The 22,872-nt window shown below is 69.7% G+C and carries 20 protein-coding genes; 8 read left to right on the plus strand and 12 right to left on the minus strand.

From position 1 onward, the window contains the following. The first annotated feature begins 75 nt into the window (after window positions 1–75). The 3 genes from dapD to NOCYR_RS22420 all read left to right on the plus strand — a co-directional run bounded on the left by dapD (window position 76) and on the right by NOCYR_RS22420 (window position 3,865). Entirely contained in the window at window positions 76–1,023 is a 948-nt protein-coding gene (dapD, locus tag NOCYR_RS22410) for a 2,3,4,5-tetrahydropyridine-2,6-dicarboxylate N-succinyltransferase (protein ID WP_048833613.1), read from the plus strand. A 161-nt stretch (window positions 1,024–1,184) separates the two neighbouring features. Beyond that, complete coding sequence (locus NOCYR_RS30190) at window positions 1,185–2,672, plus strand: serine/threonine-protein kinase (RefSeq protein ID WP_014352696.1); 1,488 nt, start codon at window positions 1,185–1,187, stop codon at window positions 2,670–2,672. Continuing rightward, a complete protein-coding gene (locus tag NOCYR_RS22420) occupies window positions 2,648–3,865 on the plus strand; it encodes a DUF7373 family lipoprotein (protein WP_014352697.1) in 1,218 nt (405 codons plus the stop codon). Before NOCYR_RS30190 ends, NOCYR_RS22420 begins: the two co-directional genes overlap by 25 nt. 4 nt (window positions 3,866–3,869) lie before the next feature. Here NOCYR_RS22420 and NOCYR_RS22425 read toward each other — a convergent pair whose 3' ends face one another. Next, window positions 3,870–5,315: an acyl-CoA synthetase gene (locus NOCYR_RS22425; protein WP_014352698.1), complete on the minus strand. Its 1,446-nt coding sequence runs from the start codon at window positions 5,313–5,315 to the stop codon at window positions 3,870–3,872. 140 nt (window positions 5,316–5,455) lie between these two features. On the opposite strand from NOCYR_RS22425, the gene NOCYR_RS22430 reads away from it, so the two are divergent. Further along, window positions 5,456–6,307: an oxygenase MpaB family protein gene (locus tag NOCYR_RS22430; protein ID WP_014352699.1), complete on the plus strand. Its 852-nt coding sequence runs from the start codon at window positions 5,456–5,458 to the stop codon at window positions 6,305–6,307. 19 nt (window positions 6,308–6,326) lie between these two features. Here NOCYR_RS22430 and NOCYR_RS22435 read toward each other — a convergent pair whose 3' ends face one another. Continuing rightward, window positions 6,327–6,953, minus strand: coding sequence for a TetR/AcrR family transcriptional regulator (locus tag NOCYR_RS22435; RefSeq protein WP_014352700.1), 627 nt, complete (start codon window positions 6,951–6,953; stop codon window positions 6,327–6,329). A gap of 132 nt (window positions 6,954–7,085) precedes the next feature. Between NOCYR_RS22435 and NOCYR_RS22440 the strand changes: the two genes are divergently transcribed. Next, on the plus strand, window positions 7,086–7,946 hold the full coding sequence (locus NOCYR_RS22440; protein ID WP_014352701.1) for an oxygenase MpaB family protein: 861 nt from the start codon (window positions 7,086–7,088) through the stop codon (window positions 7,944–7,946). Here the strand turns inward: NOCYR_RS22440 and NOCYR_RS22445 are convergent, their stop codons facing one another. The 5 genes from NOCYR_RS22445 to NOCYR_RS22465 form a co-directional block, all read right to left on the minus strand. Continuing rightward, entirely contained in the window at window positions 7,947–8,849 is a 903-nt protein-coding gene (locus tag NOCYR_RS22445) for a proline dehydrogenase family protein (protein ID WP_048834390.1), read from the minus strand. Between the two features lie 44 nt (window positions 8,850–8,893). After that, entirely contained in the window at window positions 8,894–10,534 is a 1,641-nt protein-coding gene (pruA, locus tag NOCYR_RS22450) for an L-glutamate gamma-semialdehyde dehydrogenase (protein WP_048833614.1), read from the minus strand. An 84-nt stretch (window positions 10,535–10,618) separates the two neighbouring features. Further along, window positions 10,619–11,716, minus strand: a complete 1,098-nt coding sequence (gene dapC / locus NOCYR_RS22455) for a succinyldiaminopimelate transaminase (RefSeq protein WP_014352704.1) — start codon at window positions 11,714–11,716, stop codon at window positions 10,619–10,621. A gap of 35 nt (window positions 11,717–11,751) precedes the next feature. Beyond that, window positions 11,752–12,075, minus strand: a complete 324-nt coding sequence (gene fdxA / locus NOCYR_RS22460) for a ferredoxin (RefSeq protein ID WP_014352705.1) — start codon at window positions 12,073–12,075, stop codon at window positions 11,752–11,754. Window positions 12,076–12,184: 109 nt separating this feature from the next. Beyond that, window positions 12,185–14,770 (minus strand): bifunctional FO biosynthesis protein CofGH, encoded by a 2,586-nt coding sequence (locus tag NOCYR_RS22465; RefSeq protein ID WP_048833615.1) that lies wholly within the window; start codon window positions 14,768–14,770, stop codon window positions 12,185–12,187. A 99-nt stretch (window positions 14,771–14,869) separates the two neighbouring features. Between NOCYR_RS22465 and NOCYR_RS22470 the strand changes: the two genes are divergently transcribed. Both NOCYR_RS22470 and NOCYR_RS22475 read left to right on the plus strand, forming a co-directional pair. After that, the gene (locus tag NOCYR_RS22470) at window positions 14,870–15,367 is read left to right on the plus strand and encodes a PH domain-containing protein (RefSeq protein WP_014352707.1); all 498 of its coding nucleotides are present in this window, start codon (window positions 14,870–14,872) and stop codon (window positions 15,365–15,367) included. Then, on the plus strand, window positions 15,364–17,040 hold the full coding sequence (locus NOCYR_RS22475) for a PH domain-containing protein (RefSeq protein WP_014352708.1): 1,677 nt from the start codon (window positions 15,364–15,366) through the stop codon (window positions 17,038–17,040). The genes NOCYR_RS22470 and NOCYR_RS22475 overlap by 4 nt, the downstream gene beginning before the upstream one ends. A 133-nt stretch (window positions 17,041–17,173) precedes the next feature. On the opposite strand, the gene NOCYR_RS22480 is transcribed toward NOCYR_RS22475, so the two are convergent. From NOCYR_RS22480 to typA, 5 genes are all read right to left on the minus strand, one after another. Beyond that, complete coding sequence (locus NOCYR_RS22480; RefSeq protein WP_014352709.1) at window positions 17,174–17,629, minus strand: hypothetical protein; 456 nt, start codon at window positions 17,627–17,629, stop codon at window positions 17,174–17,176. Next, window positions 17,626–17,784, minus strand: a complete 159-nt coding sequence (locus NOCYR_RS29980; protein WP_014352710.1) for a hypothetical protein — start codon at window positions 17,782–17,784, stop codon at window positions 17,626–17,628. The genes NOCYR_RS22480 and NOCYR_RS29980 overlap by 4 nt, the downstream gene beginning before the upstream one ends. A gap of 10 nt (window positions 17,785–17,794) precedes the next feature. Beyond that, window positions 17,795–18,688, minus strand: coding sequence for an N-acetyl-1-D-myo-inositol-2-amino-2-deoxy-alpha-D-glucopyranoside deacetylase (gene mshB, locus NOCYR_RS22485; protein WP_014352711.1), 894 nt, complete (start codon window positions 18,686–18,688; stop codon window positions 17,795–17,797). Continuing rightward, the gene (locus tag NOCYR_RS22490; protein WP_014352712.1) at window positions 18,685–20,430 is read right to left on the minus strand and encodes an ABC transporter family substrate-binding protein; all 1,746 of its coding nucleotides are present in this window, start codon (window positions 20,428–20,430) and stop codon (window positions 18,685–18,687) included. The genes mshB and NOCYR_RS22490 overlap by 4 nt, the downstream gene beginning before the upstream one ends. A gap of 130 nt (window positions 20,431–20,560) precedes the next feature. After that, window positions 20,561–22,468 carry a translational GTPase TypA gene (gene typA / locus NOCYR_RS22495; protein WP_014352713.1) on the minus strand — a complete coding sequence of 636 codons (1,908 nt, stop codon included), beginning with the start codon at window positions 22,466–22,468 and terminating at the stop codon, window positions 20,561–20,563. A 198-nt stretch (window positions 22,469–22,666) separates the two neighbouring features. Between typA and NOCYR_RS29985 the strand changes: the two genes are divergently transcribed. Continuing rightward, complete coding sequence (locus tag NOCYR_RS29985) at window positions 22,667–22,843, plus strand: hypothetical protein (protein WP_085996247.1); 177 nt, start codon at window positions 22,667–22,669, stop codon at window positions 22,841–22,843. The last annotated feature ends 29 nt before the right edge of the window (window positions 22,844–22,872 follow it).

Raw genomic sequence — 22,872 nt, forward strand, 5'->3', positions numbered from 1 at the left:
ACCGGCCGTGATCTGCGCGGCAGCCGGTGACGTGGCTGCACCACGCGCCCGCGACGGTCGGTAGGCTCTGCTGACGTGAGCATTCAGGGAGCAACTGCAGTCGGTATCGCCAATGTGACCGCGGACGGCACCGTCCTCGACACCTGGTTCCCGAATCCCCAGCTGGGTGAGTTCGCCGAGACCGCGACCAAGCGGCTCGACGAGGTGCCCGCGGAGTTCGCTGCGCTGGTCGGTCCCGACGAGGCGCGCGGGGTCGAGGTGATCGCGGTGCAGACCACCATCGCCGACCTGTCGGCCGCGCCGGTGGACGCCCACGACGTCTACCTGCGGCTGCACCTGCTCTCGCACCGGCTCGTGCGCCCGCACGAGGTGAGCCTGGACGGCCAGTTCGGCCTGCTCAGCAATGTGGTGTGGACCAACCACGGCCCCGCCGCGGTGGAGGGTTTCGAGACCACCCGCGCCAAGCTACGCGCCCGCGGCCCGGTGACGGTCTACAGCGTCGACAAGTTCCCGCGCATGGTCGACTACGTGGTGCCCTCCGGTGTGCGCATCGGTGACGCCGACCGCGTCCGCCTCGGCGCGCATCTGGCCTCGGGTACCACCGTCATGCACGAAGGCTTCGTCAACTTCAACGCGGGCACCCTCGGCGCCTCCATGGTCGAGGGCCGCATCTCCGCGGGCGTGGTCGTGGGCGACGGCTCCGATATCGGCGGCGGCGCCTCCACCATGGGCACCCTCTCCGGCGGCGGCACCACCGTCATCTCCATCGGCGAGCGCTCCCTGCTCGGCGCCAACTCCGGCCTCGGCATCCCGCTCGGCGACGACTGCGTCCTGGAAGCCGGCCTCTACCTGACCGCGGGCACCAAGGTGACCACCCCCGACGGGACCACCGTCAAGGCCGCCCAGCTCAGCGGCCAGAACAACCTGCTGTTCCGGCGCAACTCCGTCACCGGCGCCGTCGAGGTCGTGCACCGCAAGGGCACCGGCATCGAACTCAACGCCGACCTGCACGCCAACGACTGACCGCCTCCGTGGGGTATCCGGTTCGGCCCATGCCGCCCAATTAGAGGCGGCAGGGCCTGATCGGCCGGGCCATCAGCAGGTGACCGCACCCGCGTGCGCAGCGGATGCGGTGGCAGGCGCCAACGATTGAACACCCAGTTCGGGTGGGTTACCGTGCCCCCATGCACGCACTCCGGCCCGGTGCCGACTTCGCCGGGTACCGGATCGAGCGGGTGCTCGGCGTGGGTGGCATGGGCAGTGTGTACGCGGCGCGGCATCCGCGGCTGCCCCGGTTGGTGGCGCTGAAGCTGCTGCATTCCTCGTTCGCCGAGGATCCGGTGTTCCGTGGGCGGTTCGAGCGCGAGGCCGAACTGGCCGGGCGGCTCGATCATCCGAATATCGTGACGATCCACGATCGCGGCCGGGAAGGGTCGCAGCTGTGGATCAGCATGCAGTACGTCGAAGGCACCGACGCCGAGACGGCCGTGCGCACCGGGCAGATGCCGCCGTTGCGGGCGCTGTACGTGGCCGCCGCGACCGCCGACGCACTCGACTACGCGCACCGCGCCGGCATGCTGCACCGCGATGTGAAGCCCGCCAACATCCTGATCCGCGACGATCCCGGTGCTACCGGCCCGGAACGGGTGCTGCTCACCGATTTCGGCATCGCGAAGGCTCGTGACGAGGCCACCGCGCTGACCCGGACCGGCACCCTGCTCGCCACCCTGCGCTACGCCTCGCCCGAGCAGCTGGAAGGCAAGCCGCTCGATCCGCGCTCGGACCAGTATTCGCTGGGCTGCACACTGTTTCACCTGCTCGCCGGGCAACCGCCGTATCCGACCGAGAGCGCGGCCGCGTTGATCAGCGCGCACCTGGTGCAGCCGGTGCCGCGGATCAGTGCGGTGCGGCCAGATCTGCCGCCCGCACTCGACGAGGTGTTCGCGCGGGCGCTCGCCAAGGACCCGCAGCAACGTTTCGGCAGTTGCGCGGAGATGGTGGCGGCGGCGCGGCGGGCGTTCACCGAGCCGGCACCGCAGCCTTCCGCGCCGCTCGCGCAGCCCGCCGTCCCGGCCCGTCGCCGCCGGTGGCCGGTCGCGGTGGCGGGGCTGGTGGTGGTCGCGGCGGCTGTCACGGCAACGGTCGTCGCCGCGCGATCCGGGGATGAGGTTGCGCCAGGGCCGACTACGACCGTCGCCCTACCGCCCACCATCGGACTCACGACCGCGCCGCCGGCCACCACCGCCGCACCGGACCCGTGGGTGGCGGGCCGCGAAACCATCGCCCTGTTCCCCGACCTGCTGCCCGACGGCCCGGACAGCGCCGGATTCCGCGATCTGCGGTGCAGTTTCGCCACCAAGAACCCGGACGCGGTGTGGACCCACGGCTTCAACTGCCAGGACGGCGACAAGCTCGAGCTGCAAGTGCTCACCCACGACGACGCCGCCATCGTCGACTCCTATATCGCCACCCTGCCGCCGGCCGACACCGAGCAGCTGCGTTCGCGCTACGGGCAGCCGCTGATCGTGCGAAAGTTCAATGGTTCGACGGGTCCGTGGGTGCTGGTCCAGTTCGCGGAGGGGCCGCGCGCCGCCATCACCTTTCAGGTCTTCCGCAAAGGCCGCACGCACCAGGAGGTGATCGACGAATGGGTTCGTACCGCACCGTTCTGACCCGGTTCGCCGCGGTCGGCGCGCTCGCGCTGCTGACGGCCTGTTCGACGGTGACCGGCACGCCGGTGGCCGCCGAGGTCGATGTACGCACCCTCGAGGTGGGCGACTACCCGATCGAACCGCTCGACGTGAACGGGGTGCGGGTGGCCTCCGACGGCCCGATCCTGGAGGGGCTGCGGATGGCGGGGGCGATCGCGGTGCCGCACGAGATCGATGACGATCTGGTGCACAACTGGGGCACCGATGTGATCGACAGTCCGAAGAAGGCCGCCGACGCCTCCGCCATCTCGAATGTGAACCTGCCGACGCTGGAGCGGCACGGGTTCCTGGTGGCCTTCGATATCGCCGAGGCCGACGAGCCGTTCCCCACCGACGTCCGCCCGACCGAGACCGATGCCACCGTCACCCGCGTGGTGCTCATGCGGTTCCCGGACGCCGACCGTGCACGGACCGCCGCCCGGGAGCTGGAGAGCACCGATTTCGCGGTGAGCCCGGATAACCGGCCGGTCACCGTCCCGGGTTACCCACAGGCGCACGCACATTGGCGTCCCGGCATCAAGACCGTGAGCGCGCTGATGGCGCACGGCGAGATCGTCATCAGCCTCTTCCTGCAACATCCGACGCCGGACCTGGACGCGATGACCACCCGCCTGCGCGAGATCTTCGACGCCCAACTCCCCCTGCTCGACGATTTCGAACCCACCCCGCCCGGGGAATTCACCGACCTCCCCCGCGATTCGGACGACATACTGCGCCGCGCCCTGACTCCCGGCCCCCGCGATCAGCACGTGCCCATCTCCGCAGGCGACTACTCCGCCTGGACCGGCCGCGCCGCCGTCCACTTCCGGCCGGTCGATCAGCCGGAACTGCTCGAAGCCTGGGATGACGGCGGCGTCGACGCGGTGGCCAAGTCCGGCTCCACCACCGTCTTCCGCTTCCGCGACAACGCCGCCGCCATCGCCTTCGGCACCGCCTGGGCGGACAACCAGAGCCCGAACAGCCACCCCATCGACCCACCCGCCGACGTCCCCGGCGTCCGCTGTGTCGAACGCCCCGCGACCACCGGCAAACCCGCCGTGGCCCGCTGCTACCTCACCTACCGCCGCCACGCCGCCTTCGTCACCGGCGACGACCCCACCGACGTCCGCCACCAGGCCGCAGCCCAATACGCCCTGCTGGTGAATACGCAGTAGGCGGTCAGGCGCTCTGGTCCGTCTCCGGGGCCAGCAGCTTCTTCTGTACCTTGCCCATCGCGTTGCGGGGCAGGGATTCGACGACGTGGATCTCTCGGGGGCGTTTGTGATTCGACAGTTCCCGGGCCACGAACTCGATCAGTTCTGATCCGTCCGGCCGGGCCATTCCTGCGCGCGCGACAACGTAAGCGACGATTCGCTGCCCCAAATCGGGATCAGGCGCACCGACCACCGCCGCTTCCGCGATCGCGGGATGCCCGAGCAATGTCGTCTCGATTTCGCCGGCACCGACGCGGAAACCGCCGGTCTTGATGAGGTCCACCGACTTCCGGCCGACGATGCGGTGGTATCCCCCGGGGTCGATGACCGCGACATCACCGGTGTCGAACCAGCCGTCGCTCCAGCATTCCGCCGTCGCGTCCGGGCGGTTGAGGTAGCCGTCGAACAGCATCGGGCCGCGGACCTGGAGGCCGCCGATGCTCTCGCCGTCGTGCGGGACGGGGGCGCCGGATTCGTCGCGGAGGCGGGTTTCCACGCCGCGGACGGGGCGGCCGACCCAGCCGGGGCGGCGTTCGCCGTCGGCTCGGGTGGACAGGGTGATCATGGTTTCGCTCATGCCGTAGCGCTCGACCGGGGCGTGGCCGGTGAGTTCGGCCAGGCGCTCGAAGACCGGGACCGGCAGCGGGGCGCTGCCGGAGACGAGCAGGCGGGCGTCGGCCAATTTCTTGGCGGCGTCAGGGTTTTCGGCGATCCGGGACCACACGGTCGGGACGCCGAAGTAGAGGGTTCCTGGTGCGTCCGCGTAAGCCTCGGGGGTGGGCTTGCCGGTGTGGATGAGCGGGCTGCCGACGCGCAGCGCGCCGAGGACGCCGAGGATCAGGCCGTGCACATGGAACAGCGGAAGGCCGTGCACCAGAACGTCGTCGGCGGTCCACGACCAGGCTTCGGCGAGGGCGTCGAGGCCGGCGGCGATGGCGCCGCGGCTGAGCATCACACCCTTGGGCAGGCCTGTGGTGCCGGAGGTGTAGAGCACGAAGGCCGTTGCCGCCGGGTCGGGTTCGGGGTAGGTGTGCCACGACCTGGCATGCAGCCGCACCGGGACCACCGGCAGCTCGGTGCCCTCCGGCGCCTCGCCGAGCCAGGCCTGGGCGCCGGAATCGGCCAGGATATGGGCGGATTCGGCGGTCCCGGCATCCGGCGGCACGGGCACCACGGTGACGCCGGCGATCAGGCAGCCGACCACGGCGAGCACGGTGGTCGCGGTGGGCCGCGCCAGCACCGCCACCCGGTCGGCACGGGCGATGCGCTCGGCCACCGAGGTCGCGGCCCCGAGCAGATCGCTGCGGGACAACCGCACGCCGTCGATGGTGACGGCATCGGGAATGTCGGCACCCGCCGCGACGGCGAGCGGATCCAGGGAGCGGAGCAGCAGCGGCGGACCGTAAGGCATCCGCCCACGCTACCCGGCGGGAGCTGCGCGCCCAGAGCAGGCAGTGCTACCGCTCCGATCGCCCGCACACCGTTGACACCCCCGATGACGCGGTGAGAAAGTAGTTGTACAACCTTCTCAACGTCGAGATGGGGTCCACGATGACCAGCACTTCGCGCGCCGGCACCGAGTCGCGCACCGGGGAATTCGACATCCGGCGGCATATCGACGGTTCCGCCGCACTCTTCGGCGCGGCCGCCAATGTCATCATGCAGCTGAGCCATCCGGCCGTCGGCTGGGGCGTGCTGGAGAGCCCGGTGGACAGCGGCAAAATCCTGCTGCATCCGGTCAAACGCACCCGCACCACGCTCACCTATCTGGCCGTGGCCATGCTCGGCACCGACGACGAACGCGCCGCCTATCGCGCGGCCGTCGACCGCTCGCATCGCCCGGTGCGCTCCACCGAGTCCAGCCCGGTGCGCTACAACGCCTTCGATCCGCGCCTGCAATTGTGGGTGGCGGCCTGCCTGTACTGGGGTGGGCGCGATCTGCACGACCGCCTGCACGGCCCGATGGACGACGCCGATGCCGACGCCTTCTACCGCTACGCCGCCCGCCTCGGCACCACCCTCCAGATGCCCGAGCACCTGTGGCCGGCCGACCGCGTCGCCTTCGAGCGCTATTGGACCGAGAACTTGGCCCGCACCTTCATCGATCCGCCGGTGCGCGACATGTTGAACGCCATCGTCGACCTGAAGATGTTCCCGCGCTCGATGCGGTTGCGGCCGGTGCTGCGATTCCACCGTTTCGTCACCGCCGGACTGCTCCCGCCGCACCTGCGCGAACAGATGGGCATGTCGTGGAGTGCGGAGGACGAGCGCAAGCTGAGCCGTTTGCTGCGCGGAGTCGGCGCGATCGAGGCCCGCCTGCCGGTGGCAGTGCGAACCTTCCCGGTCAACGCTTTCCTGGCCGATATGCGGCTGCGGCGCCGCCTGGGCAGGCCGCTGGTCTAGGCGCTCATCGGGCCGGTGTTCAGGGGATGCGGAACGAGACCACCACGTGGTCGCGGGCGAATTCCCGTGCGGCCGCGTCGTCGTCGAGCGGGATCACCGTCTGCGGGGTGAGCGCCAGCGACAGCGCGGTCCTGGCGATCATCTCCGCCAGCGGCAGCGGATCGTAGTCGGGCAGTTTGCCTTCGCGCTGCAACCGGGTGATGAACTCCGCGACGTAATCGCGGCCGAGTTCGATCACCGGCGCGCCCTTGACCGTCAGGTACGGCAGCACGGTCTCCGGTTCGGTCTGCAACAGCCGGTCCAGCAGTTTGTTGCCGCGCAGTCCGTCGAGGAAGGCCACGAACAGTTCGACGATCTGGTCCTCGGCGCCGGCGTCACGCTCGATCTGGCGCTGCACCGCGGCGTCGACACCGTCGATGAACTCGCGCGTCTGCTGCAACCCGACGGCCTGGATCAGATCGGTCTTGCCCGCGAAGCGCCGGTACAGCGTCGCCAGCGACAGCCCGCCGCGCCGGGCCACCTCACCCATGCTGGTGCGCTTGATGCCGAAGTCCAGGAAGGCCAGCAGCGCCGCGGACAGCACGGTTTGATCCTGATCCTTGCGCTGGGTCCGCACCAGCGGCAGCAGATCGGCCAGCGCCGCCATATCGGGCACCTCCGCAAGAGTCGGCGAAACAATGACTGACCAAGCATTGCATAGTTTCAGCGTCGATTGACACACGACGTGAGCAAATGAGAAGGTTTGCGCGTAACCTTCTCACCGGAAGTGAGGTCAACGATGACCGCTGTCGCGCCCGCCACCCCCGGCGGACCCGTCCCAGCGCCACCGGCGGATTTCGTCGTCGAGGATTACATCGACGGCGTCTCGGCCTTTCTCGGCGGCACCGCCAACGTCATCATGCAGCTGGGCCTGCGCCCGGTCGCCTACGGGGTGCTGGAAAGCGACGTCGACAGCGGCAAGGTGATGGTGCACCCGCTCAAGCGCCTGCGCACCACGCTCACCTATCTGGCGGTGGCGATGATGGGCAGCGAGGCCGAACGCGCCGCCTACCGCGAGGCCGTCAACGGCTCGCATCGCAGCATCCGGTCCAAGCCGTCGAGCCCGGTGAAGTACAACGCCTTCGATCCGAACCTGCAATTGTGGGTGGCGGCCTGCCTGTACTGGGGTTTCGCCGACATGCTCGACAAGCTGCGCGGCGGTATCGACGACGACGCCGCCGACGCCTTCTACCAGCACAGCGTCCGCCTCGGCGCCACTTTGCAGATGCGGCCGGAGATGTGGCCGGCCGACCGCGCGGCCTTCGCCGACTTCTGGGCGAAGAACCTGGCCGCCACCGCGATCGACCCGGTGGTGCGCGACTACTTCAACGACCTCATCGACCTGAAGATGATGCCGCGCGCGGTGCAGGTAATGTTCGGCCGCTTCCAGCGGTTCGTCGTCACCGGTGTGCTGCCGTGGCATCTGCGCCGGGAGATGGGCATGCGCTGGTCGGCCCGCGATCAGCGCCGCTTCGATCGGCTGATGCGGATGATCGGCGCGGTCGTCACCCGGCTGCCCGCGCCGGCCCGGATGTTCCCGCTGAATTTCTACCTGTGGGATCTGCGCCGTCGCATGCGCAAGGGCCTGCCGCTGGTGTGATCAGCGGCCGGTGAGGGCGCGCAGGAAGAATCCCAGGTTGGCCGGTCGCTCGGCCAGCCTGCGCATGAGGTAGCCGTACCACTGGTCGCCGTAGGGCACATACACCCGCATGGTGTTGCCCGCGGCGGCGATGCGGGCCTGCTCGTCCTCGCGGATGCCGTAGAGCATCTGATATTCGACATCGCCCGCGCCACGTCCGGTATCGGCGAGCAGCCAGTCGGCGGCGGCGATCATCTCCGGATCGTGCGAGGCCACCATCGGGTAGCCCTCGCCGCGCATCAGCACCTCCAGGCAGCGCCGGTAGGAGGCGTCGACCTCGTCGCGGTGCTGATAGGCCACCTCGTCGGGTTCCCGATAGGCGCCCTTGCACAACCGGATCCGCGAACCGGGGCCCGCGAAATCCCGGCAGTCGGCCTCGGTGCGGCGCAGATAGGCCTGCAATACCGTGCCCAGCCAGGGGAATTCGTCGCGCAGTTCGGCGACCGTGGCGAGGGTGGCGTCGGTGGTGGTGTGGTCCTCGGCGTCGACGGTGACCCAGATGCCGGCCTGCACCGCCTTGGTGCACAGGGTCCGCAGATTCTCGGTGGCGATGGCGGGGCCGTCGTCGGGCAGGGCTTGTCCGAGCGCCGACAGTTTCACCGACACCTCGAGCGGTGCTGCACCGGCCGGTCCGAGCGAAACATCCAGCGCCGACAGGTCATTGAGCAGCGATAGGTACTCCGCCACCGCCGCGTCGGCCTGCGCCCGGTCGGTGGTGTTCTCGCCGAGATAGTCCACGCTCACCGCCCGTCCGCTCGCCAGCAGTTGCCTGGCCACGCCGATCAGCTCGGCCCTGGTCTCGCCCGCCACGAAGCGCCGCACGATATCGGCGGTCACCGGAGTGCCGGTGACCAGCCGCTTCATCCGCGGCGACCCGGCCGCGGCGAGGATGGCGGGCCGTAGCGGGTTCACGCCTGCGACCCCATGTGCGGGTACCGGTGATCATCCGGTGGCACGAAGGTCTCCTTGATCACCCGCGGGGCGACCCAGCGCAGCAGATTCAGCGGTGAGCCGGCCTTGTCGTCGGTGCCCGAGGATCGCGCGCCGCCGAACGGCTGCTGCCCGACGACCGCGCCGGTGGGCTTGTCGTTGACGTAGAAGTTGCCCGCCGCGAATCGCAGCGCCTGCGACGCCTGCTCGATGGCATGCCGGTCCTGGGCGAACACCGCGCCGGTCAAGGCGTATGGGGCGGTCGATTCCACCTCCGACAGCACCGAGGCGTAGGCGCCGGGCTCGCCGTCGTCGTAGACGTACACCGACAGGATCGGGCCGAAATACTCGGTGGTGAAGGCTTCGTCGCGCGGATCGTCGGCCAGCAGCACTGTGGGCCGGACGAAAAAGCCCTCCTCGTCGTCGTATGTGCCGCCGACGGGGATGCTCAATCCCGCCGAGCGGGCGCGTTCGATGGCCGTCACGCTCTTGTCGTAGGCGCGCCGATCGATCACTGCCCCACCGAAATTCGTCAGATCGGCGACGTCACCGTAGGCGAGGTTCCCGGTCAGCTCCAGGAAGTCGTCGCCCATCTGCCGCCACAGCGAACGGGGCAGGTACGCGCGGGAGGCCGCCGAGCACTTCTGCCCCTGGTACTCGTAGGCCCCGCGGACCAGCGCGGTGGTCAAAGCCGCGGGATCGGCGGAGGTGTGCGCGACGATGAAATCCTTGCCGCCGGTCTCCCCCACCAGCCGCGGATAGCCGTGGTAGCTGCCGACATTCGCGCCGACCTGACGCCACAGGTACTGGAAGGTCTTGGTGGAGCCGGTGAAATGGATGCCGGCCAGCCGCGGATCGGCCAGCGCCACCTCCGACAGCTCCACGCCGTCGCCGGTGACCATATTGATCACCCCGGGCGGCAGGCCCGCCGCTTCCAGCAACCGCATCGTGTAATAGGCGGCCAGCGTCTGGGTGGGCGAGGGCTTCCACACCACGGTATTGCCCATGAGCGCGGGCGCGGTGGGCAGATTGCCGGCGATCGCGGTGAAGTTGAACGGGGTGATGGCGTAGACGAAACCCTCGAGCGGCCGGTAATCCATCCGGTTCCACACGCCCGCGCTGGAGCGCGGCTGCTGTTCGAGGATCTCGCGGGCGAAGGCGACATTGAACCGCCAGAAGTCGATCAGCTCGCAGGGCGCGTCGATCTCGGCCTGCTGCACCGATTTCGACTGCCCGAGCATGGTCGCGGCGGCCACCGTCTCCCGCCACGGGCCCGACAGCAGATCGGCCGCACGCAGCAGGACCGCCGCGCGTTCGTCGAAGGGCAGCGCGCGCCAGCCGGGGGCCGCGGCGATGGCGGCGTCGATGGCGTCGCTCGCCTCGGCGTGGGTGATATCGGTGTAGGTACCCAGGACTTGGCGGTGCCGGTGTGGTGCCACGATCTCGTGCCGGGCACCGATGCCGGGCCGGTGTTTACCACCGACGACCAGCGGAATCTCGACCGTCTCGGCGGAGATCGCGGCCAGCTTGCTCGCCAGCCGCTCCCGCTCGGGACTGCCCGGTGCGTAGCTGTGCACCGGCTCGTTCGCAGGGGCAGGGACAACCGTGACAGCGTCCATAACCCAGGCTAACTCCGGCACGCTGCGCAGCGCAGAAACCACGCCCACCTGCACCGCAGCAGTTTGCCGGGTGGCGTCGGCGGGTCAGCCAGCGGCGAGGCGGGCGGCTGCGGCCGCGATCCGTTCGTCGGTGGCCGTCAGGGCGATGCGCACGTGCTTGGCACCGGCCGGGCCGTAGAAATCACCGGGCGCGGCGAGAATGCCGTGTTCGGCGAGCCAGTCGAGCGTGCTGCGGCACTCTTCATCGCGGGTGGACCACAGGTACAGGCCCGCCTCGGAGTGATCGATGCGGAATCCGGCGGCCAGCAGGGCGGTGCGCAGCGTGTCGCGGCGGGCGCGGTACCGCTCACGCTGCTGGTTCTCGTGAGTGTCGTCGCCGAGTGCGGCCGTCATCGCGGCCTGGATCGGGAAGGGCACCATCATCCCGGAGTGCTTGCGCACCTCGAGCAGTTCGGCGATCAGGTCCGCGTCGCCGGTCACGAAGCCGGCACGGTAGCTGGCCAGGTTCGACGTCTTCGACAGCGAATGCACCGCGAGCAGGCCGGTGTGGTCGCCGTCGCAGACCTGCGGGTCGAGCACCGAGACGGCCCGGCCTTCCCAGCTCAGCCCCAGGTAGCACTCGTCGGAGACGACGATGGCGCCGCGCTCGCGGGCGAACGCGACCACCTTGCGCAGATGCTCGACGCCGAGCACCTTGCCGGTCGGGTTCGACGGCGAGTTGAGATAGATCAGCGCGGGCGACTGCGGACCCAGCTGGGTCAGCCCGTCGGCGCGGGCGATCCGGGTGTGGGCCAGCAGCGCGCCCACCTCGTAGGTCGGGTAGGCGACCTCGGGAATCACCACCAGATCGCCGGCGCCGAGGCCGAGCAGCCGGGGCAGCCCGGCGATCAGTTCCTTGGTGCCGATCGCCGGCAGCACCGCCGCCGGATCGATCCCGGTGATCCCGTACCGGCGGGCCAGCGCCGCGACCGCCGCCTCACGCAGCGCGGTGGTGCCGTGCGTGGTGGGGTAGCCGGGGACCTGCGCGACCGAGCTCAGAGCCTCGCGGATCAGCGGGTCGACCGGATCGACCGGCGTACCGACCGACAGATCGACGATCCCGTCCGGATGCGCGGCGGCCTTCGCCTTCGCGCCCGCGATGGTGTCCCACGGGAAATCCGGAAGCAGTGAACTGACCCGCACCCGGGCCGCATGACCGGTACTCGACAAGCCAGTGCTCACTCAGCGGCCATGGGCGGCAGTTCCTTGATGAACGGCGGGTCGTAGTCGACCTTGCCCACCTTGGTCGCACCGCCGGGCGAACCCAGCTCGTCGAAGAAGTCGACGTTGGCGTTGATGTAGCCGCTCCACTGATCCGGGGTGTCGTCTTCGTAGAAGATCGCCTCGACCGGGCAGACCGGCTCACACGCACCACAGTCCACGCACTCGTCGGGTTGGATGTACAGCATGCGAGCGCCCTCGTAGATGCAATCCACGGGGCATTCCTCGATGCACGCCTTGTCCTTCACGTCAACGCACGGTTCAGCGATGATGTACGGCACTGCCGTTCTCCTAGTCTGTCCTCACCTCGGGGGTACTGCGCCCGGCACAAGTATCCCTGGCGCCTCACACGTTACCCTCGGTCAGCCTGCCCTAACTTCGGGCGGTGGCTCAGTGGATGGATAGTTCGAGTCCCGCCACGGGCCCGCGACCCGCCGGAACACCATAGGTGGTGGTGCGTTCGCGGACCGGACGGCCGATGCCCGCGGCGATCTCGGTGAGTTCGGCCACGGTCTTGGCCGAACCGTGTTGTGAGCCGGCCATCCGGGAGATGGTCTCCTCCATCAGGGTGCCACCGAGATCGTTGGCTCCGCTTTGCAGCATCACCCTGGTTCCGGTGCTACCCAGTTTCACCCAGCTGGTCTGGATGTTGTCGATGCGCCCGTGCAGCATGATCCGGGCCAGCGCGTGCACCGCCCGGTTGTCCCGGTTGGTCGGCCCGGGCCGCGCCGCCCCTGCCAGGTACAGCGGGGCGCTCTGATGCACGAACGGCAGCGGCACGAATTCGGTGAAACCGCCGGTGCGGTCCTGGATATCGCGCAACACCCGCAGGTGCCCGACCCAGTGCTGCGGGTTGTCGACGTGGCCGTACATCATCGTCGAACTCGACCGCACCCCCACCTCGTGCGCGGTGGTGATGACGTCGATCCAGGCCGAGGCAGGCAGTTTGCCCTTGGTGAGCACCCAGCGCACCTCGTCGTCCAGGATTTCCGCCGCGGTGCCCGGGATGGTGTCGAGCCCGGCCTCCTTCAGGGCCAGCAGCCATTCCCGCACGCTCTGCCCGCCGCGCGAGGCGCCGTTGACGATCTCCATCGGGCTGAACGCGTGCACGTGCATCGACGGCACCCGTGCCTTCACCGCCCGCACCAGATCCGCATATCCGGTGACCGGCAGATCGGGGTCGATACCACCCTGCATGCACACCTCGGTGGCGCCGTCGACGTGCGCCTCCCAGGCCCGGTCGGCGACCTCGTCGGTGCTCAGGGTGAAGGCATCGGCGTCGCCCTTGCGCTGGGCGAACGCGCAGAACCGGCAGCCGGTGTAGCAGATATTGGTGAAGTTGATATTGCGGTTCACCACGTAGGTGACCTCGTCGCCGCAGACGTCGCGGCGCAGGCCGTCGGCGAGGGCGGCCACGGCATCCAGGTCGGCGCCGTCGGCGGTCGCCAGGGCCAGGTATTGCGCGTCGGACAGGCCGGCCGGGTCGCGTTCGGCGGCGCGCAGGGCGTCGAGCACGTCGGCGTCGAGCCGCTGCGGTGCCGCGGCCAGGTCGCGGGCCTGCTCGCGCACGGTGTCCCAGTCGCCGAAGGCGCTGCCGAGGTCGCTGCGGGTCTCGGTATTGCGGCCATCGGTGTCGATGGCGGTATTGAGGTCGACGCGTCCGGCCGACTCCCAGGACTCGTCCGGCTCCTGCCAGGGCAACCCCACCGGAATCGTGTCCGGCCTGGCCAGACCGGTGTCCGGATCGGTGAGCGCGGCGACGTGCGCGCCGATGCGCGGATCCACCCACGGGTTGCCCGCCAGCACGTACTTCGGATGCGCGGAGGTGCGTTCGACCAGCTCGAATCCGGCGGCTGCGGTGAGTTCGGCGAGGGTGTCGAGGTTGGGCCAGGGGCGTTCGGGGTTGACGTGATCGGGCGTCACCGGCGACACCCCACCCCAGTCGTCGATACCGGCGCCGAGCAGCGCGGTGCATTCGGCCTGCGAGACCAGGTTGGGCGGGGCCTGCACCGGGACATCGGGGCCCAGCAGCAGCCTGGTCACCGCGATGGTGGCCAGGAATTCGTCGATATTCGCATCGGGAGCGTCGCGCATGGCGGTGTCGTCCTTGGCGCGGAAGTTCTGCACGATGACTTCCTGGATGTGCCCGAACGCCTTGTGCTGCTTGCGAATCGCCATGATCGATTCGGCCCGCTCGGTCATCGTCTCGCCGATACCGACCAGGATGCCGGTGGTGTAGGGCACCGAGAGGCGGCCGGCATCGGTGATGGCGCGCAGCCGCACCGCCGGATCCTTGTCGGGACTGCCGTAGTGGCAGTTGCCTTTCTCGGTGAACAGCCTGGTGGACGTGGTTTCCAGCATCATGCCCATGGACTGGGCCACCGGCTTGAGCCGCGAGATCTCCTCCCAGCTCATCACCCCGGGATTCAGGTGCGGCAGCAGGCCGGTCTCCTCGAGTACCAGGATCGAGACGGCGCGCAGGTAGTCGAGGGTGGAGTCGTAGCCGCGTTCGTCGAGCCACTGCGCGGCCTCCGGCCAGCGGTCCTCCGGCCGGTCGCCGAGGGTGAACAGCGCCTCCTTACAGCCGAGGGCGGCGCCGCGCCGGGCGATGTCGAGCACCTCGTCCGGCTCCAGGAACATGCCACGGCCCTCGGCGCGCAGCTTGCCCGGCACCGTGACGAAGGTGCAGTAGTGGCATTTGTCCCGGCACAGATGGGTGAGCGGGATGAAGACGTTGCGCGAATAGGTGATCGTCTTCGGCCGGCCCGCCGATTCCAAGCCGGCATCACGCACCCTGGCCGCGCTGCGACACAGATCGGCCAGGTCGTCGCCGGTGGCGTGCAACAAGACCGTGGCCTCGTCGACATTCAGGCTCACCCCGTCACGCGCGCGCCGCAGGGCCCGGCGCATGGCCGACGGGCTCGGCGGTGGGGACGGAACGGTCGGCTCGGGTAGGTCGATCACGCCCTCGATCATGCGCCACACATCCGGAACTGTCTCCCTCCAGGCTCGTGAGCGTTGACAACTCCCCGGCCTCGCGGGCTATTCCGGACCCGGCGTGCCACGATGGCAATCATGTCGCAGCCGCGCACCATCATGGCCGAACCGGCCTGGCGTCCCAGCCCGAAGGCGAAACTGCTGTGGACCCTGCAATCGGTGCTGGGCTGGCTCATTCCGCTGGTCGGGCTGCTGATCTGGGCGGCCTTCGACGCGGGCAATCGGTCCCTGCAAGGCACGGCGACGGTGATCGTGCTGGTGGTGGCGGCCGTCAGCATCGGTGTGGTGCCGTGGTGGCGCTACCGGGTGCACCGGTGGGAGGTCACCGATCAGGCGGTGTACACGCGGGTGGGCTGGCTGACCCAGGAGAGCCGGGTCGCGCCGATCTCGCGCATCCAGACCGTCGACACCGAGCGTGGTCCGTTGGAGCGGCTGCTGGGGCTGGCGACGGTCACCGTCACCACGGCGTCGTCGGCGGGGGCGGTGGAGATCAGCGGGCTCGAACTGCCGGTGGCCGAGCAGACGGTCACCAGGCTGACCGAGATCGCGGCGCTGCACCGCGGAGACGCGACATGAGCGAACAGCCCGTTCCGGACGACGGCCACCGCGCCGCCGAGCCGCCGGAGCCGGACACCGGCCAGCCCTGGCTCCGGCTGGACAAGCGGATGCTGCTGGTGCATCCGGTCGACGAGGTGATCCGGTTCATCCCGGTCGTGCTCGGCACCCTGATCCTCGGCACCAGTAGCGGCAATCACGGGTGGAGCGTCATCCCGCTGGTGGCGATCGTCGGGTACGCGCTGACCCGCTGGTTCACCACCACCTACCGGGTGGGCCCGACACACGTCGAGTTGCGCACCGGATTGGTGCAGCGCAAACGGCTCTCGGTGCCGCGCTCGCGGATCCGGTCGGTCGATATCGAAGCCGATCTGCTGCACCGGGTCCTCGGGCTCGCGGTGCTGGTCATCGGCACCGGCCAGCACGCCGAATCCGGAGAGAAGTTCCAGCTCAACGCCCTGGACGCGGACGTGGTGCCCGGATTGCGGACCGAACTGCTCGCCCACACCCGGGTGCCGCGGGTGGCCGCCGACGAACCGGAAGGCCCGCCCACCGCCACGCAGGCTGCCGGACAGTTCGAGGGCTCACCTCCGGACCGTGGCCGCGAGATCGGGCATTGGCGGCCGTCGTGGGTGAAGTACGCGCCGCTGTCGCTGACCGGGTTCGCCATCGTCGCGCCGATCGTCGGCCTCGGTTTCCAGTACGGGCTCGGCGAGGTCGTCTTCCGGTCCGATGCCGTGCATTCGGTGGAGGGCCGGGGCGTGCTGCTGCTGACGCTGCTCGGTTTCGGCCTGGTGATCTCGGTGGTGCTGGTGATGAGCCTGGCGGCCTGCGCGCACTATCTGGCCACCTATTTCGGGCTGCGAGTCACCGACAACGGGACGACCCTGCACCTGCGCTACGGGCTGTTCACCACGCGGCAGATCACCCTGGATCTGGCGCGGTTCCGCGGCGCGACCGTCAACGAGCCGCTGCTGCTGCGGCTGGCCAACGGCGCCTCCCTCGAGGCGATCATGACCGGGCAGAATCCGCGTCAGAAGATCCTGCCGCAGGCGCCGCGGACCGCGGTCGAGCACACCCTCGCGCATCTGCTGAGCCCGCACACGTCGAAGCTGCCCAACGGTGGATCGCTGCCGGCCGCACCGTCCCGGGCGAACGGAGCGGCCGATGCGCTCCCCGCCGGCGCGGCACCCGCTCGCGTCGAGCTCGTCCAGCATGGTCGCGCGGCCCGGCGCAGGCGCTACACCCACGCGATGTGGCCGGTTCCCGTGGTGGCGGCCCCGCTGCTGCTGTTCGTCCTTGCGGGCGAACGGTTCTCGCCCTGGTGGTGGCTGCTGCCGGTCGCGCTGACGGTGATCACCGCGGCCCTGGCCGAAGACCGCTATCGCGGCCTCGGCCACGCCGTCCTACCCGCCACCGCTACCTCCCCCACCTGGCTGATCACCCGCTCCGGCTCGCTCGACCGCGACCGCGACTGCCTGGAAGCCCCCGGCATCATCGGCTGGACCGTCCGCCAAACCTTCTGGCAGCGCCGCTCCGGCCTGGCCACCGTCACCGCTGCCACCGCCGCAGGCAAGAAGCGCTACCACGTCGTCGACCTCCCCCTGGATCAGGCGTGGGCCCTCATCGAGGCGGTGACACCGGGGCGGCTGGGTGAGCGGTCGAGTGCGGCCGACCACGCCACCCATTCGTGACGACGGATCGCCTCGATAACGTGTCCGCCGCCCGCGATGAGGCCACCGAGCATGCCGCCGACCACCATCGCCTTCTCGACCACGTCGGAGCTCGAACGTGTTGTCGGCGCCGCCTATCGGCCGCGCCACCGGATCAGCGACGCGCTGCCGGCTGCACCACTTTCGTCCGGTTGGCCTGCATATAGACGTAGATCAGCGGCGGTGTGAGACCGAACAGCATCAGGAGCAGGGTGCGGGCGTCGCTGCCGAGGGGGACGTCGCCGCCGGGGCCGGAGCTCGCGGCGGCCAGGAAGGCCAGGGTCCAGGCGACGATGGGCAGGAGCATGACGGCCGGGCGCGGCGAGACCGAGCGCGCGCCGAGTACCAGCAGCACGTTCACCACACCGGCGATGGGGGCCGCGATCGGGAAGGCGACGCTGCCCAGGTACAGCGGCAGGTAGAGCACTTCCAGGATCAGCGTGATCACCGCGTCGACGACGAGCGCGAGCATGATCAGCGCGCCGAGTGCGGCGTACACGGGCCGGGGCAGGCGGAGCTTGGACCGCGACGGGGCCGGCTTGCCCGCCTGGTCGTCCACGGTGGCCGTCACGCGACCGGCGGGTAGCCGAGCAGCGTCAGCAGATGGCTCTGCATATCGGCGAACGCGTACAGCACCGACATGTAGAGCTCGTGCTGCTGTTGCGCGCCGGGACGCAGGCTTTCCACGAATGCCACGATGGCGTTCTGGAGCTCCCAGTTGTACATGCGATCGAGTTTAAGCGGGTGCGGCGAACAGATCGTGCTCGCGTCCGTCCGGTCCGACCGGCCCGCGCACGCCGCGGATCAGCACGAAATGTTCTTCCGGCAGCACCGGCTGGGCGATGTTGTTCGACAGCGCGAATTCGCGTCCCGAGGGCGCGACCGTCACCTGAGTGGCGTGCGCGCGCAAGGCTTCCCGTTTGGCCGCCAGCACATCCGACACGTCCACGGTGGTGGTGACGGTGCTGCTCGGTACGCACGCCAGCTCGCCCTCGGCGGGCAGGCGCCAACCGGCGGGCAGCGCGCCGGGCAGGCCCTCCACCGTCCGCCGGGCCAGTGCCTCGGTGTGCAGGCGCAGCATGTCGGCGTCGGTGACCGTCCAGTAGAACTTCGGTGTGTCCCAGCCCCGTTCGGCCGCCGCGGCAACGGCGGCGGTGGTGATCTCGTGGGCGCGCACATGGTCGGGATGGCCGTACCCGCCCTTGGGGTCGTAACCGACCACCACGCGCGGGCGCAGCTCGAGCAGGATCTCGGTCAGCGCCTCGACCGCCGCCGGGCCCGACCGGACGAACGCGCGCGGATGCTCGGCGCTGGGCGTGCCCGCCATCCCGGAATCACGCCAGCGACCGGCACCGCCGAGGAAACGCGGCGGTGCGGCGTCGAGCGCGGCCAGCGCCCTCGTCAGTTCGAGGACGCGATATCCACCGAGCTGATCGGCCTGGTCGGCGGTGAGCTGCGCCCACTGCTCGCCGATCACCTCGCCCTCTTCGCCGAGCGTGCAGGTGACCACGGTGACCGGGATACCGCGACGGCGATAGTGCGCGATGGTGCCGCCGGTGGTGATGGATTCGTCGTCGGGATGGGCGTGCACCAGCAGCAGGCCGCCGGTGCCGGTCGCGGGGGCGCTCATCCGACCCGTCGCCAGTTGGCCGCGTCGCCGAAGATGCCGACCTGGATGGCACCGCTGAGCGAGGCACCGTCCACCGACGGACCCGACGCCGCGACGACGTTGTCCTGCACGATCGGCAGCACGGTCGCCGCCGCCCACAGCCGCGGTTCGGCCTCGGCGAGCACCCGGGCGGTGTCGATGCCGATCAGCGCGCCGTCCACGGCGGGCTGGGCGCCCGGATCGCAGACGCCGGACAAGTTGCTCGGCGCCAACCGCACCACCTCGGCGTCCGGATCGGCGTCACCGTCCGGGCCGGGTGGGGTGACCGGCGGGCAGCCGTAGCGCGAGGCCAGCACGGTGGCCGGGTCCGAGCCCGCGACCTCCCAGCCGACGATGGCGTCGATGGTGCCCTCGACCAGTTCCTTGCCGTACAGCTGGTCACCGGGGACGCTGCGCACGCTGGCGTCGATCCCGGCGCTGCGCAGCTGATCGGCGGCGGTATTGGCGACGGCCAGCGCGGTGGGGTCGTTGGCCACGGCGCCGATCCGGATGGTCAGCGATTTGCCGTCCTTGGCCACCGGACGCGGGCGCGGCGCGGGCGAGGTGGCCGAGGCCACCGGCGGCGGCTCCGGTGCCCTCCCGAAACCCGATTCGGCCAGCAGCGCGAACGCCTCGTCCTGGCTCGGCCGCGGCGGGGCGGTCGGCACATAACCGGGATCCGACGGTGACAGCACCTGCGCGCGCACCGGTTCCACCCAGCCGCCGGTCTGCGCGCCGACGGTGGCCAGCAGCGCCGGATCCAGCAGCGCGAGCACCGCGGTGCGCACCCGCGGGTCGACGAGATCGCCGCTGCGGCCGTTGAGCACGAATTGCAGTTCCCGCGCCTGCGGCATGATCGCCGTGCGCACCGACGGGATCGCCGCCAACTGCGCCTGCGTCGCCACCCCACCGTGCACCAGCGCCATCTGCGCGTCGCCGGTGCGCAGCGAATCGGCCACCTGCGCCGGGGTTCCGCCGCGCCGCAACAGGATCTGATCGGGGACCGCGGGCTTGCCCCAATACCGGTCGTTGCGTTCGAGCAGGATCTCGTCGCGGCCCTGATCGGCGGACTTGATCTTGAAGCTGCCCCCGGACACCGCGATGCCCTCGGCCAGCGTGCGTTCGAAACCGCCCGGCGAATCCTTCACCAGATGCGAGGGCAGCAGGTTCGCGAACAACTGCCGCCACGCCGGATACGGCGCCGCCATGGTGACGGTGACGGTCTTGCCGCCCGCGCTGGAGGCGACATCGGTGATCAGCCGGTAGCCCGCCGGATCCACCACACCGGGCTGGGTGATCATCTGCCGCCACAGGAACCGGAAGTCCTCGGCGGCGATCGGCGCACCGTCGGACCAGTTGGCCTGATTGCGCAGCTTGTAGGTGATGGTGAACGGCTCCTGCGCGGTGACCTCGGCCTGTTCCACCAGCGCCGTATCGGGCACCCACAGCGTGCCGCCGGGCACCGCCGGATCGGGCACCGGACGGAACGGGCTGGGCAGCACCATCGAACTCACCGCCGCCGTCGCAGGCGACTGATCCGAGCGCAGATGCGGATTGAAGCCGATCCCGATGTCGTCGATGGCCACCACCACGGTGCTCTTGCCCGGTTCGGCCGGCGTCGTCTTGGGGCTGTCGGTGCTCTCGATCGGCGGCGGCGGGTTCGCGGTGCACCCGGCGACCACCGGCAGCAACGCCGTCATCACAACCAGCATCGCGCGCCACATCGCGCGCCGTCGCGCCCCCGAATTCACCCTCGGCACTCTACCTCGCCACATCGCGCTCGGCCGGGCACGCGAAACCGCCGAGCACCCGGCCCGGCGGTTTCGCGTGCACAGCTATGGGTTTCGCCTGGTCCTACTGCGCGGTCGCGGCCGCCCGGTCGCGGGCCTTACGGCGCGACAGCTCGCGGGCGCGGTCGTTGGCGGCCAGCACCACCTTGCGCACCCGCACCACCTCGGGGGTGACCTCGACGCATTCGTCGGCGGCACAGAACTCCATGGCGCCCTCGAGATCCAGCTGCAGCGGCTTGGCCAGCGTCTCCATCACGTCGGCAGTGGAGGAGCGCATGTTGGTGAGCTTCTTCTCCCGGGTGACGTTGATATCGAGGTCCTCGGCGCGCGGGTTGATGCCGACGACCATGCCCTCGTAGGTGTCCGCGCCCGGCTCCACGAAGAACTGGCCGCGGTCGGCGAGCTGGATCATGGCGAACGGGGTGACGGTGCCCGCGCGGTCGGACACCAGCGAACCGGTGTGCCGCGCCCGGATCTCACCGGCCCACGGCGCGTAACCGTGGAAGACGGCGTTGGCGATGCCGGTGCCGCGGGTCTCGGTGAGGAAGTCGGTGCGGAAGCCGATCAGGCCACGCGAGGGCACGATGAACTCCATCCGCACCCAGCCGGCGGCATGGTTGTTCATCTGCACCATCTTGCCCTTGCGGGCGGCCAGCAGCTGGGTGATGGCGCCGAGGTACTCGTCGGGGCAGTCGATGGTCAGCTCTTCGTAGGGCTCGTGCACCTTGCCGTCGACGGTCTTGGTGACCACCTGCGGCTTGCCGACGGTCAGCTCGAAGCCCTCGCGGCGCATCTGCTCGACCAGGATGGCCAGCGCCAGCTCACCACGGCCCTGCACCTCCCAGGCGTCGGGGCGGCCGATGTCGAGCACCCGCAGCGAGACGTTGCCGACCAGTTCCTGATCCAGCCGCGACTTGACCATGCGGGCGGTCAGCTTGTGCCCCTGGACGCGGCCGACCAGCGGCGAGGTGTTGGTGCCGATGGTTACCGAGATGGCGGGCTCGTCGACGCTGATGCGCGGCAGCGCCACCGGGTTGTCCGGATCGGCCAGGGTGTCGCCGATCATGATCTCCGGGATACCGGCCACGGCGACGATATCGCCGGCCACGGCCACCTCACCGGGCTGACGCTCGACGCCGATGGTCTGCAACAGCTCCGTGATCTTGACGTTCTTGACCCCGTCGGCGTGCATCCAGGCCACGTTCTGGCCCTTGCGCAGCTCGCCGTTGTGGATGCGCACCAGCGCCAGCCGGCCCAAGAAGGCGGAGGCGTCGAGGTTGGTGACGTGGGCCTGCAGCGGTGCGGTCGGATCGCCCTTGGGCGCGGGGATGTTCTCGAGCAGCACCTCGAACAGGGCGTCGAGGTTCTCCGCGTCGGGGGCCTGCCCGTTCTCGGGGGCCACCTTCGACGCCTTGCCCTCGCGGCCGGAGGCGTAGAGCACGGGCAGATCGAGCGCGAGTTCGGCGGCCTCGGCGGCGTCGTCGTCCAGGTCGGAGGCCAGGTCGAGCAGCAGATCGTGGCTTTCCTCGACGACCTCGGAGATGCGGGCGTCGGGCCGGTCGGTCTTGTTGACCACCAGGATCACCGGCAGCGAGGCGGCCAGCGCCTTGCGCAGCACGAACCGGGTCTGCGGCAGCGGGCCCTCGGAGGCGTCCACCAGCAGCACGACACCATCGACCATGGACAGGCCGCGCTCGACCTCACCACCGAAGTCGGCGTGGCCCGGGGTATCGATGACGTTGATGACGGTCACCGAGCCGTCGGCATTGTGCCGGTGCACCGCGGTGTTCTTGGCGAGAATGGTGATGCCCTTCTCGCGTTCCAGATCGCCGGAGTCCATGACCCGGTCGACCAGCTCGGCCCGTTCGGCGAAGGCGCCGGATTGGCGCAGCATGGCGTCGACCAACGTCGTTTTACCGTGGTCGACGTGGGCCACGATGGCGACGTTGCGAAAATCGCGTGCAGACGACACGCTTGTTCCTCCTGCTGTTGGGTAGATGGTGGCGACGGTGCTCCAATGTCCGGCGCCTCAGGTTCCTGACGCTCGCGCCTGGCTCCCTGTACGAACAGGTGGAGAATGGAACTCACCGGGCATCGCGGCCAGCTACACCCTACCGGCACCCAGGTGCACCTGGGATCCCACATTCAACTAAGGGTAGGCTTACTCGCCATGGGCAAGGTCAAGGCAAAGAAGGTTTCCAGCCTCAAGCCGAAGAAGAAGTGCTGTCGTAAGAAGACGCGCTGCATCAAGTGCCCTGTGGTCATCATGCGGATGAAACGCCTGGAAGCGGCAGGTGTGACGGGCAAAGAACTGAAGAAGGGTTTGAAGAAGGCCCGGGCCGCGTGAGTATCGGTGTAGCGGTCTCATGATCGTGC

It is taken from the genome of Nocardia cyriacigeorgica GUH-2 (genome assembly GCF_000284035.1).
Classification (GTDB): Bacteria; Actinomycetota; Actinomycetes; order Mycobacteriales; family Mycobacteriaceae; genus Nocardia; species Nocardia cyriacigeorgica_B.

What these genes read in the sequence shown, in the direction of transcription:
- NOCYR_RS30190 (WP_014352696.1), top strand. Translation starts at nt 1,185, where the DNA reads ATGCACGCACTCCGGCCCGGTGCCGACTTCGCCGGGTACCGGATCGAG.
- NOCYR_RS22420 (WP_014352697.1), top strand. Translation starts at nt 2,648, where the DNA reads ATGGGTTCGTACCGCACCGTTCTGACCCGGTTCGCCGCGGTCGGCGCG.
- NOCYR_RS22425 (WP_014352698.1), bottom strand. Translation starts at nt 5,315, where the DNA reads ATGCCTTACGGTCCGCCGCTGCTGCTCCGCTCCCTGGATCCGCTCGCC.
- NOCYR_RS22430 (WP_014352699.1), top strand. Translation starts at nt 5,456, where the DNA reads ATGACCAGCACTTCGCGCGCCGGCACCGAGTCGCGCACCGGGGAATTC.
- NOCYR_RS22435 (WP_014352700.1), bottom strand. Translation starts at nt 6,953, where the DNA reads ATGGCGGCGCTGGCCGATCTGCTGCCGCTGGTGCGGACCCAGCGCAAG.
- NOCYR_RS22440 (WP_014352701.1), top strand. Translation starts at nt 7,086, where the DNA reads ATGACCGCTGTCGCGCCCGCCACCCCCGGCGGACCCGTCCCAGCGCCA.
- NOCYR_RS22445 (WP_048834390.1), bottom strand. Translation starts at nt 8,849, where the DNA reads ATGAAGCGGCTGGTCACCGGCACTCCGGTGACCGCCGATATCGTGCGG.
- pruA (WP_048833614.1), bottom strand. Translation starts at nt 10,534, where the DNA reads ATGGACGCTGTCACGGTTGTCCCTGCCCCTGCGAACGAGCCGGTGCAC.
- NOCYR_RS22465 (WP_048833615.1), bottom strand. Translation starts at nt 14,770, where the DNA reads ATGATCGAGGGCGTGATCGACCTACCCGAGCCGACCGTTCCGTCCCCA.
- NOCYR_RS22470 (WP_014352707.1), top strand. Translation starts at nt 14,870, where the DNA reads ATGTCGCAGCCGCGCACCATCATGGCCGAACCGGCCTGGCGTCCCAGC.
- NOCYR_RS22475 (WP_014352708.1), top strand. Translation starts at nt 15,364, where the DNA reads ATGAGCGAACAGCCCGTTCCGGACGACGGCCACCGCGCCGCCGAGCCG.
- NOCYR_RS29980 (WP_014352710.1), bottom strand. Translation starts at nt 17,784, where the DNA reads ATGTACAACTGGGAGCTCCAGAACGCCATCGTGGCATTCGTGGAAAGC.
- mshB (WP_014352711.1), bottom strand. Translation starts at nt 18,688, where the DNA reads ATGAGCGCCCCCGCGACCGGCACCGGCGGCCTGCTGCTGGTGCACGCC.
- NOCYR_RS22490 (WP_014352712.1), bottom strand. Translation starts at nt 20,430, where the DNA reads ATGTGGCGCGCGATGCTGGTTGTGATGACGGCGTTGCTGCCGGTGGTC.
- NOCYR_RS29985 (WP_085996247.1), top strand. Translation starts at nt 22,667, where the DNA reads ATGGGCAAGGTCAAGGCAAAGAAGGTTTCCAGCCTCAAGCCGAAGAAG.